8 protein-coding genes and 3 tRNA genes are annotated in these 14,063 nt (G+C 51.4%); 8 read left to right on the forward strand and 3 right to left on the reverse strand.

Features of this window, described 5'->3' with window-relative positions; translation table 11 throughout:
- The first annotated feature begins 3 nt into the window (after positions 1-3).
- Complete coding sequence (locus B2U90_RS08665; RefSeq protein WP_292017600.1) at positions 4-1,197, forward strand: amidohydrolase; 1,194 nt, start codon at positions 4-6, stop codon at positions 1,195-1,197.
- Between the two features lie 109 nt (positions 1,198-1,306).
- Here the strand turns inward: B2U90_RS08665 and B2U90_RS08670 are convergent, their stop codons facing one another.
- Both B2U90_RS08670 and B2U90_RS08675 read right to left on the reverse strand, forming a co-directional pair.
- Positions 1,307-2,701 carry an NCS2 family permease gene (locus B2U90_RS08670; protein WP_059076680.1) on the reverse strand — a complete coding sequence of 465 codons (1,395 nt, stop codon included), beginning with the start codon at positions 2,699-2,701 and terminating at the stop codon, positions 1,307-1,309.
- Positions 2,702-2,866: 165 nt separating this feature from the next.
- Positions 2,867-7,171 carry a 2-hydroxyacyl-CoA dehydratase gene (locus B2U90_RS08675; RefSeq protein ID WP_292017601.1) on the reverse strand — a complete coding sequence of 1,435 codons (4,305 nt, stop codon included), beginning with the start codon at positions 7,169-7,171 and terminating at the stop codon, positions 2,867-2,869.
- A gap of 294 nt (positions 7,172-7,465) precedes the next feature.
- Here B2U90_RS08675 and B2U90_RS08680 point away from each other — a divergent pair.
- The 3 genes from B2U90_RS08680 to B2U90_RS08690 all read left to right on the forward strand — a co-directional run bounded on the left by B2U90_RS08680 (position 7,466) and on the right by B2U90_RS08690 (position 7,698).
- Positions 7,466-7,541: transfer RNA gene (locus tag B2U90_RS08680), tRNA-His, on the forward strand.
- A 1-nt stretch (position 7,542) separates the two neighbouring features.
- Positions 7,543-7,617 (forward strand) — tRNA-Gln (locus B2U90_RS08685).
- Positions 7,618-7,622: 5 nt separating this feature from the next.
- Positions 7,623-7,698, forward strand: a tRNA-Lys gene (locus B2U90_RS08690).
- A 157-nt stretch (positions 7,699-7,855) separates the two neighbouring features.
- On the opposite strand, the gene B2U90_RS08695 is transcribed toward B2U90_RS08690, so the two are convergent.
- Complete coding sequence (locus B2U90_RS08695) at positions 7,856-9,310, reverse strand: sodium:proton antiporter (protein WP_113855414.1); 1,455 nt, start codon at positions 9,308-9,310, stop codon at positions 7,856-7,858.
- 291 nt (positions 9,311-9,601) lie between these two features.
- Here B2U90_RS08695 and B2U90_RS08700 point away from each other — a divergent pair, with 291 nt between their 5' ends.
- From B2U90_RS08700 to B2U90_RS08715, 4 genes are all read left to right on the forward strand, one after another.
- Positions 9,602-10,048 (forward strand): universal stress protein, encoded by a 447-nt coding sequence (locus tag B2U90_RS08700; protein WP_059076683.1) that lies wholly within the window; start codon positions 9,602-9,604, stop codon positions 10,046-10,048.
- 215 nt (positions 10,049-10,263) lie between these two features.
- Positions 10,264-12,018, forward strand: coding sequence for a DUF2157 domain-containing protein (locus B2U90_RS08705; RefSeq protein WP_292017602.1), 1,755 nt, complete (start codon positions 10,264-10,266; stop codon positions 12,016-12,018).
- Positions 12,015-12,680 carry a hypothetical protein gene (locus tag B2U90_RS08710; RefSeq protein WP_059076685.1) on the forward strand — a complete coding sequence of 222 codons (666 nt, stop codon included), beginning with the start codon at positions 12,015-12,017 and terminating at the stop codon, positions 12,678-12,680. Before B2U90_RS08705 ends, B2U90_RS08710 begins: the two co-directional genes overlap by 4 nt.
- Before the next feature lie 23 nt (positions 12,681-12,703).
- Positions 12,704-13,999, forward strand: coding sequence for a hypothetical protein (locus tag B2U90_RS08715; protein WP_257536634.1), 1,296 nt, complete (start codon positions 12,704-12,706; stop codon positions 13,997-13,999).
- Positions 14,000-14,063 lie beyond the last annotated feature (64 nt).

The raw sequence follows: 14,063 nt of genomic DNA on the forward strand, positions 1-14,063 counted from the left end.
GATATGGATGGAAAGACGATGAAAGACATCAGCGACCGCAAGGTCGATGAGATAGAACAGTGTATCTGGGATATAGCAGACTATCTGCACAGTCATCCGGAATTGGGGACGCAGGAGGTCCTGGCTTCGGCCTATTTGCGCCGCGTGCTGACAGAGGCGGGATTTACCGTGGGTGATTGCGTGCCCGAAGCGTTCCCGACGGCTTTTGAGGCCGTCTGTGGCAGCGGCCCGGTACATATCGGCTTTCTTGCCGAATACGACGCACTGCCCGGTATCGGCCATGGCTGCGGCCATAATCTGATTGCCGCCATGAGTGTGGGAGCGGCTATTGCCTTTGCAGCCGCAGCATCGGATGAGGCGACGATTCATGTCTATGGCTGTCCGGCAGAAGAAACGGCGGCCAGTAAGGCCTACATGAGTGCCCACCATGTCTTTGATTCTCTTACGGCGGCGCTCATCATCCATCCCGGGGAAGACAAGACGACTCTGGGAGGGACGTCTTATGCGACCCATCCGCTGGAATTCACCTTTACGGGGAAGCCGGCCCATGTGGCCGACCCGTCATACCATGGAATCAATGCCCTCGATGCCCTCGTCGATTTTTACGGTCAGTTGAAACAACTGGAACAGACTTTTACGGAACGCCATATCATTGGGGCCATCATTACCGAAGGAGGGACGGCGCCCAATATCATTCCTGACCGGGCGGTGATGCGGGCGACTATCCGGGCCCTGAAGACGGAATACCTGGAACAGACCATGCTGCCCCAGATCAAGGCTCTTGCACAGCGCGTATCCGATGCACATGGAACGAAGCTCACTATGTATCACTATGAACCGCTGCTCATGGATATGGTCAATGATCCCCGCCTCGATGTCGATTTTGCCGACGCCTTCAGTGAACTCGGGGAAGAATTTGATATTAAAGACGATGATTTCGCCGAAGGGTCTACCGATGTGGGCAATGTGAGTTATATCACCCGAATCAGTCAGCCCAGTCTTTGTATCGGCTATGACATATCGGCCCATACGCCGGAATTTGCCGCCGCTGCCGGTAGCCGATATGCAAAAATACAGGCCCTTGTCGGAGCCAAGGCCATGGCCCGTGTGGCTATCGATGTACTGCATGAAAAACCGGTCCGGGAAAATCCGGCAGATGAACGGGAAGCGGCGTGGCGTCAGGCTTTTGGTGGATAGAACTGATATATGGGCTTGTCATACCAGACGATAGAGACAAAAAAACGGCAGCAACATGACTGTGAAAGTGCATGTTGCTGCCGTTTTTTATTAGGGGACCTATCGTTCCTTATAGCAGGATATATTTTAATACAAAGATGACGGCCAGGACGTACATGAGAGGACTGATTTTCTTTTGTCCACCGGTCAGTACGTTGACGACTACGTAGGAAATGACGCCAAATGAGATGCCTTCGGAAATGCTGTAGCAGAACGGCATGGCAATGATGGTAATGTAGGCCGGGATAGATTCGGAGAAGTCATTGAAATCGATTCCGGCTACGGAAGTGAGCATGAGGAAACCGACGATGACCAGGGCCGGTGCCGTTGCAAAGGCCGGGATGGCCATGAAAATCGGCGAGAGGAACAACGAGAGCAGGAAGAGAACAGCAACCGTCATGGCTGTAAGGCCCGTGCGTCCGCCTTCACTGACGCCGGTAGCGCTTTCGACGAAGGTCGTCGTCGTACTCGTGCCGAGGACGGCCCCGATGGTGGTGGCACAGGCATCGGCCATGAGGGCGCCTTTGATGCGGGGCAGTTTGCCGTTAGCATCGAGCATGTTGGCTTTGGACGATACACCGATGAGTGTACCCAGGGTATCGAAAATATCGACGAAGAGGAAAGCGAACATGACGACCAGAAAATCAAGGCTGAATACATTGCTGAAATCGAGCTGGCCCAGAATGGGTGTCATGCTGGCCGGGACGAACGAGGCGGCACCGGCGGAGAGATTGGGGATGACACTGAACATTTTCAGCTCCGGATTGGGTACATAGAGGCCGGCCAGTTCGCAGATGACGGCCAGAATCCACGTGCCCAGGATGCCCCAGAGAATATTGCCCCGTACTTTTTTGACCATCAGGATGCCCGTGAACAGAATCCCAATCATAGCGATGAGGACGGTGATACCGACGGTGTGGAAGGTACCGGTTGCCACAGACTGCTTAAAGGAAAACAGGGAAATCTTGGTAGCCGGGTTGGCGACGATGATCTGGGCATTGAGCAGACCGATAAGGGCGATGAACAGGCCGATACCGGCAGATACGGCTTTTTTCAGTGTCATGGGAATGGCATTGAAGATAGCTTCGCGGACGTTCGTAAGGGATAAGACGATGAATATGATGCCTTCAATAAAAACCGCGGCCAGCGCCATTTGCCAGGAATAACCCATCTGCAGGACGACCGTAAAGGCGAAGAAGGCGTTGAGGCCCATGCCGGGTGCCAGAGCGAAGGGATAGTTGGCAAAGGCAGCCATAAAGACCGTACCCAGACAGGAAGCCAGAGCCGTTGCCGTAAGGACAGCGCCCTTATCCATGCCGGTGATGCTTAAAATTGCCGGATTGACGGCCAGAATATAGGCCATGGTCATGAATGTCGTGATACCAGCCAGCATTTCTGTCCGGGCTGTCGTGCCATTAGCTGATAAATGGAATAGCCGGTCCAGAAAACCAGTTTCAGTTTGCATAGTGTATCTCCTTTCAATAAAAACATAAGGAATATAAAAACATATATTTTATTATAAATTGATTACTCTCAATGGGCAACAAAAATCTGATATATATGAGAGGAAGATGAGAAAAAGATTTTCGGGAAAAGAAAGAGACTGCCTGGAAAGACAGTCTCAATCGTGTTACTCTTTTATGGCTTCGTTTAAACGGACTCCGTTGAGAAAGGGCAGGGTCGGTTTTTCTTTGGGATCGACCGGTTCGCGGATGCTTTCAAAGGTCGTCGTAAGCATCAGCTTCAGGCGGTTGGTCTGATTGACCGAGCTGGCACTGGGGTCGTAGTCGATGGCGACGATATTCGTTTCCGGAAATGCCGCTTTCAAGGTCTTGATCATGCCCTTGCCAGTCACGTGGTTGGGCAGGCAGGCCCAGGGTTGGAGGCAGACGATATCTTTGGCGCCCCGTTTGATCAGGTCGATCATATCCCCGGTCAGGAACCATCCTTCGCCGGCTTCATGGCCGAGAGACAGGAATTTCTTTGCGTCTTCGGCAATGTCGTAAATCGACGTGATGGGGTCGAAGTGGCGGCTCCGGGCTACGGCTTCCCTGTAGGGTTTGCGGTACCATTCCAGCAGCTTCACGAAGGACTTGCTCTTGAAGTTATTCCACCAGCTGCCAGACAAGTGTTTGTAACGGAACTGGTCGTCGAGGAGACCGTAGAAGAAGAAGTCAGCCAGACCGGATACGATGATTTCCCCGCCTTCTTCTTCAATCATGCGTACGATGTGGTTGTTGGCAATGGGATGGAATTTGACGTAAATTTCCCCGACCAGTCCGATACGGGGTTTCTTTTCGTCGATCATATCGATGTTATCGAATTCCTGCACCATGGCGCGGATATTCTTCACGAAGGTGGAGCGGTCGGCCTTTTTCAGGTCGGCCATGCATTTGTTCTGCCATTTTTTAAACAGGGCTTCAGCCGTACCTTTTACCTTTTCATAGGGACGGGTCCGGTACAGCACCTGTTGCAGCGTATCGCCGTAAATCATGCCCATGACCAGACGGTGCCAGAAGCCGATATGGGGCTGGAATCCCGGCTGTTTGTTCAGTCCCTTGAGGTTCAGGGACAGGATGGGGATATCGCCCAGATTGGCATCGGCCAGGGCTTTTCGTATCATGCCGATGTAGTTGGTAGCACGGCAGCAGCCTCCCGTCTGGGAAATCATGACAGACGTATGTTTCAGGTCGTATTTGCCCGATTTAAGCGCCGTAATAATCTGGCCAAGGGACATGATTGCCGGATAGCAGGCGTCGTTATGAATATACGCCAGGCCGGTGTCGATTGCCTTCTGTCCCTGGTGATGGATCATTTCTACCCGGTATCCTTCATAATCGAAAGCCGGTTTGAATAAGGGGAAATGAATCGGCGTCATAGACGGTGCAAGGATGACATCCTTTGCCTTGTCTTCTTTGGTGAAGACGGCTTTTTCATACGTATAAGGTTCGGGTTTGTCCGAAATGGGTTTGCGGTGGTTCATGACGAACAGAAGGGACCGCAGGCGGATACGGATAGCACCGAGGTTGGAGCCTTCGTCGATTTTCAGCAGCGTATAGATTTTATGACCGTGTGCCAGAATTTCCTGCACCTGATCGGCGACGATGGCATCGAGACCGCAGCCGAAGGAATTCAGTTCCACCAGTTCCAGGTTGGCATGCTGTTCGACGTACTGGGCCGCACGGTAGAGGCGGGAGTGATAGGACCACTGATCTACAACGCGCAGGTGGCCCGGGAATTGTCCCAGCGGCGCCACTCCGTCTTCGGTGAGGACGGCAAGGCCCAGGCTGTTGATGAGTTCGGGAATGCCGTGATTGATTTCCGGATCGACGTGATAGGGGCGTCCGCAGAGGACGATAGCCCGTTCGCCTTTTTTGGCGAGCATGTCCAACGTGGCTTTGGTCATGGCATAGTATTGCTGCTTATACGCTTCTTCTTCTTTCCAGGCGGCTTCACAGGCCTCTTTGATTTCGCCTTTTTCCAGTCCCCATATGCGGAGTTCATCCTGCAGGCGCGGGACAATACGTTTGGGGTCGTGGAGCGGCAGGAATGGGCACAGGTACCGTGTATTCGTATCGCTCAGCCGTTCGGCCATGTTATTGCGGATGACTTCCGGGTAACTCATGACCATGGGGCAGTTGAACGTATTGTCTTTACTGCCTTCTTTGGGCCCGTTCTGGATGCAGGGATAGAAGATGCGATCGACACCTTTTTCCAGCAGGTTTTCAATATGGCCGTGGACAAGTTTGGCCGGATAGCAGGCCGAATCGGAAGGAATCGTTTCCATGGCCTTTTCAAAGAGCTTTTTAGACGAAGGATCGGATAAGACGACGCGGTATCCAAGGTGGGTGAAGAAGGTAAACCAGAAGGGATAATCTTCGTACATATTGAGCACGCGGGGAATGCCTACGGTACCGCGGGGAGCGTTTCCTGCTTCCAGCGGCTTATAGTGGTTGAACAGGCGGTTGTACTTTACCTTGTACATATTCGGCAGAGGCTTACGCTTTTTGGCCGACGAACCGGCAGCGCCCCGTTCACAGCGGTTCCCCGTGATGAAAGACCGGCCGTCATTAAAGGTATTGACCGTGAGAAGACAATTATTGGTGCACAAACCGCAGTGGCGGATTGATGTCGTGACTTTGAGGCCATCCAGGTCTTCCCGGCTGAGGAGCGTTGATGTGGCATGGTCTTCGTGATAGGCATTCTTGCAGATCAGTCCCATGCCGAAAGCGCCCATGAGGCCGGCGATAGCCGGACGGATGACGTGGCGGCCCAGAAGCTTTTCAAAGGCGCGCAGTACGGCGTCATTATAGAACGTGCCGCCCTGGACCACGATATGTTTGCCCAGTTTGGCCGGATCTTTTACTTTGATGACCTTGTACAGGGCATTTTTGATGACCGAGTAGGAAAGGCCGGCGGAGATATCGGCGAGGGTTGCCCCTTCTTTCTGGGCCTGTTTGACCTTGGAATTCATGAAGACGGTGCAGCGGGAACCCAGGTCGATCGGGCTTTTGGCAAAGAGTGCCGCTTTGGCAAATTCTTCGATGGATAAGTTCAGCGATTTGGCAAAGGTATCGAGGAAAGAGCCACAGCCCGATGAGCAGGCTTCATTGAGCAGGATATCTTCGATGTGGCCGTCCTTCAGGCGGCTGCATTTCATATCCTGTCCGCCGATATCAAGGATGAAATCGACATCAGGGCAAAAATGGGCAGCGGCCTGATAATGGGCTATCGTTTCTACTTCACCAAGGTCGATGTGCAGGGCTTCTTTTAACAGAAATTCGCCGTACCCGGTGATACCCGATTTGGCGATGAAGGCACCTTCCGGCAGGAGCCGGTAGATTTCAGCAACGATTTTCTGGGCTGCTTTCAGCGGGCTGCCTTCATTGTTCTGATAATGGGAATAGAGAATTTTGTTGTCTTCACTCAGGAGGACGGCCTTGATTGTCGTGCTGCCTGCATCGAGGCCGAGATAACATGGGCCGCGGTACGATGAAAGGTCGGCTCTGGGGACCGTATGCTCGCTGTGGCGGCGATTGAATTCGTCGAATTCTTCTTTGGATGCAAAGAGAGGTTCCACCCGGTCCGACTGTGCCAGAGATGACTCATCCACATTTTTTAGCTGCCGCATGAGATGCATGAAGGAGAGCGGTTTTTCTTTAAAACTGCCAAGAGCCGCGCCAATGGCGACATAGACCTGGGCGTTTTCCGGCGCAACGACCTGATCGTCGCGCAGATGCAGCGTCCGGGCAAATTGCTTGCGCAGCTGGGGAAGGAAGGTAAGCGGTCCGCCCAGGAAGCAGACTGTTCCTCGGATAGGTCTGCCACAGGCAAGGCCTGTAATGGTCTGCAGGACGATGGACTGGAATACCGAAGCTGCTACATTTTCCTTGCTGGCACCATCATTGAGGAGGGCCTGTACGTCCGTTTTGGCGAAGACACCGCAGCGGGCGGCAATAGGGTACAGGGTATCCGATTTTTCTGCCAGTGCATTGAGGCCGCTGGCGTCGGTGTGCAGGAGCGTCGCCATCTGATCGATGAATGCACCTGTTCCGCCGGCGCAGTTACCATTCATACGGTGTTCGTTACCACCGGTAAGATAGGTGATTTTTGCATCTTCCCCGCCGAGTTCGATGATGACGTCTGACTGGGGATGATACGTACGTACGGCTTTGGTGCCGGCAATGACTTCCTGGATAAAGGTAATGCCAAGATAGTCTGCCAGTGCAATGCCGCCCGAACCGGTAATCGCCATGGTAATCTGCCGGTCGCCAAAAATTTCATAGGCATTTTCCAGCAGATCCCAGACCTTTTGCCGGATATCCGTATAATGACGGACATAGCAGGCGTGGAGGCAGTGCTTTAATTCATCGAGTACGGCGATTTTTACGGTTGTAGAACCAATATCGATGCCGATATGTAATAAATTTTTCATAGATAAACCTCACACAATTAGTCTGTAGTAGTAACTATATCTGGAAACTTGTATAGATAGAGTCTACATTATATTTTACCATATTATAAAAAAAGAGGAAGCGTTCAAATGAAATATCGTAGAAAAATAGAAAAGAGATTCCTAATAAATAATCATTAGTCGAGGAATTTGTGGTGTGTACAGAAAAAATAGAAGAAAATGCAAAAAACATATTGACAGAACGTTCAGGAAATGATAAAATCATCTACGTTATCGGCACTCGATACTGTGTGCGAGATAATCGAAATACATATGGCGGGTATGGTGAAGCGGTTAACACGGCGGATTGTGGCTCCGTTATGCTAGGGTTCGAATCCCTATACTCGCCCCATAGGGGTATAGCCAAGTGGTAAGGCACCGGACTTTGACTCCGCTATGCGCTGGTTCGAATCCAGCTACCCCTGCCAGCCATGATCCACTAGCTCAGTTGGCAGAGCACCTGACTTTTAATCAGGGTGTCCCGAGTTCGAATCTCGGGTGGATCACCAAATAGGAACTGTCGCGTATGCGGCAGTTTTTTTATTTATAAGATGGGAAGATGGCTATTGGTTCAATACTGTCGTCCGGGAGTGAGACATAGCAAAAAAGCGTGCTGCACGATAATTCTCTTATCGCGCAGCACGCTTTTTTAGTCATGCCTGTTTCTTAAATGAAAAGCAGGAAGAATACGAAGGTGTCGATGATAAACACCGGAATCAGGATGGAGTTGGACCAGGCCATGTAACCGAAGAAGCTGGGCATCTTGATGTTGTTTTCTTCAGCAATCGCCTTGACCATGAAGTTAGGAGCGTTTCCGATATACGTATTGGCGCCCATGAATACGGCACCAGCCGAAATGGCTTCCAGCATGATCTGGCTGACCGTACCGACGGCTGTCTGAATACCTGTTGCAGCGCCGAGAGCACCGGCTGTCTGCAGGAATACAAGGTATGTCGGCGTGTTATCCAGGAACGACGAGAGGAAGCCCGTAGCCCAGAACATCTGCCAGGGCTGGTTGATACCCAGTTCGGCACCGTGTGTCTTGAGCAGCATCAGTGCCGGAATCATGGTGATAAAGATACCGATGAACAGGACGGCAACTTCGATAATCGGGCCGTTAGTGAATTCGTTGAGTTCACGGGTATGTTCTTTCGTAGTCTTAAGGGAGAGAAAAGCCGCGATGAGGATAATGATGACTTCCGCCAGTGTAGCAAAGGGGAAGACGATTTCATCGTAGACATGGATACCGGCGCCGTGGGCGAAGGCAGGAATCATTTCCGGAAGCAGGCCGTTAGCCAGTACGCCGACGATGATCATGGCGATGAAAATCAGGTTGTGGCCCCCTTCGATGCGGATCGGTTCTTTATGACCTTCTTTCTGCATGTCCATAGGGGAACGGCCGGCAGCGATTTCTTTCTTGTAGTAATGATGGTCGATGAGGCAGAATACGGTAAAGAGAAGAATCAGGTTGAACACCAGGATGGGCAGCAGATGGAACGTCCAGGTAAAGGGAACGCCGCGCTGGAAACCCATGAACAGTGGCGGATCGCCAAGGGGGGTGAGACAGCCGCCCATATTGGCGACGAGGAAGATGAAGAAGACCATCATGTGGACTTTCTTCTGGCGCCAGGCATTGGCCCGGATGAGAGGACGGATCATCAGCATGGCAGCTCCGGTCGTCCCAATCCAGCTGGCAAGTGCCGTGCCGATGAGCAGCAGCAGAGCATTGATTTTTGTCGTGCCGGCCAGAGTACCTTTAATGACGATGCCGCCAGCGGCGACAAAGAGACCGTAGAGCAGAACGATGAATGGGATGTAGTCCAGCAGTACCGATTCGAGGAGACGAAAGGCCCCTTCACCGGCACCGTAGGCTGCGGAAAAGGGAATGAGGAAGATGAGCGACCAGCCGAGAGAGACCCACTTCATATTCTTTTCCCACCATTCACCTTTAAAAAGAGGGATGATAGCAATAGACAGGAGCATGCCGACGAAGGGGATGATGCTCCAAACGGGCAGTGAATTGTTCACTAATTCATGGGCTGCCTCGTTAGCGAATACCGGTGGTGCGCTGAGTGTGAGCAAAGCCAGTGAGCCAGACAGTATCCTGCACAGTTTGTTCATGTAAATCACCTTTCTTGTTAAAATTTTTAATAAACTTAATTTTATTATAGCACAAATCAATGTCTCGTGGCTATGCATAAATAGCTATGAAATGTGTACATTCCAGACTATACCTGAAACCAGGATAAGATTATACAGAATTATATATGCGCATAATCGTATAAAACGAGGACTGGCAATAGGAGAGATTTTTTTAAAAATTTTCAATAAGTTTTGCAGGAATTTGATAGATAATAGCGAATACATATAATAGGAAAGGTCAGTACGATGGTGAGACGAGGAGGGATTTATATGAAAGCTTACAAAAATATCATTGTCCCAACCGATGGTTCTGTGAACTCCAAACGCGCATTAGAACATGCTATAGTTCTTGCTTCTTCTTTGGGTGCGTCCATTACGTTGGTGTACGTGGCTAATATCGTATCCGTCATTTCTAATTTTGATCAGATTCCCAATGCCAGCGGTTATGTGACTGAACAGGTCGCCCTCGATATGGAAGAAGAAGGCAAAGGCGTCCTCGACGATTTTGCTAAGGAAGTACCGGAAGGCATCGACGTGAAAACAGTCTTTGAAGTCGGCTCGCCCGGACCAGCCGTCTTATCAGTTGCTAAAAAGTATAAAGCCGATCTGATCGTCATGGGAAGCCGTGGCCTGGGACCGCTGAAAGGGTTGTTCATGGGTTCGGTCAGTAGTTATGTCGTAACTCATTCCGGATGCCCTGTTCTCATAGTTAAATGAATGCAGGTGGCAGGTTCCCTGTGCCGGTTTGTGACGGAAGGCAGGATTCCTGTACCGATGCCAGGTAGAGACGAGAAAGAGACTTTGTTCTGTAAAATAGGGACAGAGTCTCTTTTTTTATAGGGAATTTGTAGTTTTTGTGATATACTGATATCGATATAAGCTGATGGTACGCTTAGAATGAATACATACTCTGCCTGGGGGACACATATAATATGGAACACATGGACACAAAATGGCTGGAACAGCAGATCCGGGAATGGGAATCCAGAGGATGGGTTTCCCGTGAAGGGGCTGTCCAGATACGTCATATACTGGAAACGAAAACGGCAGGCATTCCCCTGCCATTGCTGATTGTAGTAACGGCGCTGGGCCTTACTATTGCCGGTATGGCACTGATATGGGGACTGTCTGGTTTCTGGTACCAGACGAGTTTTGCCGTGCGCATAGGACTGGCGGCAGGACTGCTGCTTTTTTCACAAATCGCCGTTGGTGCCGGGATGCTCCGCAGTCGGCAGGGAACCTGGGGCGGTGAAGTGATTGCTGTCACTCATGTCCTTATACTGGGCGTTTCTCTGGCGATAGCTTTGCAGACCTATTATGTGGGCTGGGATACGCCTTCCTATCTTGCTGGATGGGTACTGCTGTCACTGCCAGGTATCTATCTCCTTCGTTCCGCCGGGGCAGTGATTCTCTATGCTCTGGGGGTACTGCTCTGGGCAGCCAGCGGAGGTCCGGTCAATGCGCCGGGAGGAGCAGCTTTTATGTGGATTCTGCTCGTACTGCTGGTGCCGTTTTATGGCCTGCTGCAGCGCCACAATGATGAAATCCGCCTGTCCGTATATTCCTGGACCCTTACGATTACGGTGTTCGCGGCATTCGGACTGGCTGCACTCGATTCAGAATATATCCCGTTCCTGCTGCTGGCTACCCTGGCGGCGGCGATTATGCTGGCAGGGTATTCCATTGACATCCGCAAAGCCTGGGGCGTGCCGTTCCGCTGGTTTGGCCGCTGTGCCGCTGCAGGATCGCTGCTCATTTCATCCCTGCCGTCATCGTGGTATGGGATTGCCCGCATCCAGGGATTTCACTGGACGACGATTACTGTTACGGTTATATTATTCCTGTCTATTCTGGCGCTGCTCCTGAAAGGTGTCAAAAAACGTTTCTGGGGTCCCGTGCTGTATGCGGGTATCCCGGTCATCATCGCAGCAGAAACTATGCTGGTACGGAGCGGCCTTTACTCTTCCGTACCGCTTATCGTTTCCTCTATCTATCTGATTCTCATTGGATTTTATGAAATGGTCCAGGGAATCCAGAGCGGTCATACCAAGCATACGAAGTTTGGCATCTGCGCCCTTCTTTGTCTGGTGGCGGCCTTCTTCTGGAGCGGCAGTGTTTCCCCGCTGGTACCGGTTGTGGCAATTATCATCCTGGCACTGGTGCTGATACAGATACGCCGCACATCAGACAGCCGCCGTGATGCGGCAGAACGGGCGCGGCACCGGACAGATCTGCGCCATAATGTAGCGACGGTACGTGCAAACCGCAAAGCCCGCAGCCGCCGTAAAAAACAGCCGGCCTCTATCAGAAAAGCTGGATCTCCTGATGTTCCAGCCGGACAGCCGGCAGAAACGGATGATATGGCTGATGTGGCAGAAGAGATGCCGGAATGGATGAAATCGATTCACATGCCGGAACTAAAAGAAGAACCGGAACCGCCCGTTCCCCCGGCACAAACGGTTACGCCGAGAGAACCGGAACTATCCCGGTTTACGCCGCCCGTATTTCATAATCCTGATGACATCCCACTGCCTCCGTCCGTACCGGCAAAAGAAAAAGCACAGGCGCCGGCTGCCCGGCCGGCACAGCATCACGGTTCGCCCTGGGGCAGTGCTGCGCCTAAACCGGAAAGGGAAAAACACTTTACCCATTCTCCCTGGTCATCAGAAGGAGGCGATAGAAAATGAAATTACCAGATATGACTCTTCCTTCTGACAGCCGGATTAAATGGTTCGTCCTCATCGTGGTTTCTATCGTCCAGCTGGCTGCCCTGGGGTATATTGGCTGGCGCTGGCATAACATCACGGTCGATGGCATCCCTTACCAGTGGCAGTGCGTGCCCCGTCTGGAAGTGTCCAGCTTTGGCACCGATTATATACGCGTTGTCTTTCCCGAAGACACGGCTCCCTGGATGGATGTAACAGAACCAGAAGAACATCAGACTATATACGTACATATTGCCCGTGACGATAAAGGCATGATGGAAATCAAAGGCGCATCGGCTTCTAAGCCGCTCATCGGAGGAGACTACATGGAAGCGAAAGTCGTTTCATATCATGATGGCAATGTACAGTTCCAGGTAGGCTTTAACCGCTATCGCATAGCTCCGGATAAAGCCGATGGCATTTATGACATTGCTTCTGGTGACAGTGTCATAGCCAGCATCCGCATGAAAAAAGGTCTGGGCGTCATTGAAGGTATTTATGTCAATGGCATTCCCCTGGAAGCATCCAGCAACGGCGCCGCTATGGAGGCAGCCCGGTCAGAACGGCAGGGTGGTGGAGAAACAAGGTCCTCCGGCCGGTCCCGTATTGTAGAATCGGGAATGGTACCGCCCAAGGAAGAATAATGCATGTAGAAAGAGAGGACTTTATGAAAACCTACCTAAAACTGGGATTGACTGTACTGCTTATAGCCGCCTTTTGTCTGCTCTCCGGCTTCCGGGCCCAGACAATCATCCACGATGATGGCAGTGAGACGCAGGATGTGCTGAAAGTTTCAGAATCGGCATCCGGTCAGAAAAAACTCCGGGCTGATGCGGATGAGTTTCAGAAGCGGAATTATACAATCATGGATTATGACAACGACAATGGCAAGGGATTCCGGGCTATGAAGACCATTACCAAAGATGGTGCCAACCGCAGCTCCGTTGACCGCGTCGTGCATAAGACCCATGACGGATTCTTTTGTTCGACCTATTATATTGATTATAATTTTACGGCTGACAGCATTAAAGAATTGCGACTGGGAATGCCCATTGAAGAAAATGGGGCGGACCTGGAATATATTGTCTCTTTTCCATCGGGAACGAATGTAAAGAGCAATGCGTCCAAAGCCGACGACCAGGGCAGTACATATATGTGGAGCCTGAATAATTCGTCTCCGTCTAAAATCAGCCTTCAGGCGACGGTATGGCATAAATTGGCGATTTATGTCGCCCTTTTTGCGATTGCAGCCATTCTGCTTTTTGTCATTATCATGGAAATACGCCGCCGGAATACGATCAGCTGGAAGCGGGCTGCCCACATGCGCCGTGTCGAAATCCTGGCATTGCTGCTTCCCCTGATTATATTCGGCTATATGGGATATGAATATTATACAGGCACTCATATCACGTCAGATGCCCTGGCGAAAGTGTCGCAACAGAAACAGGAAGAACTGCTGGAAAGCCGGGAAGAAGATAAAAAACTCCACGATGCAGATACAAAAAAACAGCGCAGCGATGAGCTGTCTATGAGTAAAATCCGCAGCAAGACGCTGGAACTTTCCAGTGCTCTCCGTGATCTGAACCGCAATTATCAGTCCGGACGCATCAGCCGCAGCGGGGCCCGGTCGGAGGCCGCCAGCGTCGCGTCCCAGGTACAGGAACTGCTCGACAGCAGCAAGGGCCTGTCCCAGGCTGACCGGGATGAATTGCTGCATCTTATTGAAGAAGCGGAATCCCTGGCCAGTGAACAGTCTTCTTCCAGTCAGGAGGAAGTCCGTTCAGCTGTTTCAGACGAACAGCGGCGGGCCGATGCTATTGCATCGGATACGACCGCAGCGGTATCCGGACCGGACAGCCGTGAAGCCGATACCGTCCGTGGCGACAGCGCTTCGTCTAAAACGGACCGTACAGCCGACAATAATAAGAGTAAAGCGGCAGAAAAAGCAAAATCAGACAAGTAAATCGATAGATTTTCCATATTGATATTTATTACTGCCTGCAAACATGATATGATACAGGTAGATG

Origin of the sequence: Megasphaera sp. UBA4233, assembly GCF_002395615.1 — a bacterium.
Lineage (GTDB): Bacteria > Bacillota > Negativicutes > Veillonellales > Megasphaeraceae > Megasphaera > Megasphaera hexanoica.

Coding starts and splice junctions, on each gene's coding strand:
- B2U90_RS08665 (WP_292017600.1), top strand. CDS start 4: ATGGATGGAAAGACGATGAAAGACATCAGCGACCGCAAGGTCGATGAG.
- B2U90_RS08670 (WP_059076680.1), bottom strand. CDS start 2,701: ATGCAAACTGAAACTGGTTTTCTGGACCGGCTATTCCATTTATCAGCT.
- B2U90_RS08675 (WP_292017601.1), bottom strand. CDS start 7,171: ATGAAAAATTTATTACATATCGGCATCGATATTGGTTCTACAACCGTA.
- B2U90_RS08695 (WP_113855414.1), bottom strand. CDS start 9,310: ATGAACAAACTGTGCAGGATACTGTCTGGCTCACTGGCTTTGCTCACA.
- B2U90_RS08700 (WP_059076683.1), top strand. CDS start 9,602: ATGAAAGCTTACAAAAATATCATTGTCCCAACCGATGGTTCTGTGAAC.
- B2U90_RS08705 (WP_292017602.1), top strand. CDS start 10,264: ATGGAACACATGGACACAAAATGGCTGGAACAGCAGATCCGGGAATGG.
- B2U90_RS08710 (WP_059076685.1), top strand. CDS start 12,015: ATGAAATTACCAGATATGACTCTTCCTTCTGACAGCCGGATTAAATGG.
- B2U90_RS08715 (WP_257536634.1), top strand. CDS start 12,704: ATGAAAACCTACCTAAAACTGGGATTGACTGTACTGCTTATAGCCGCC.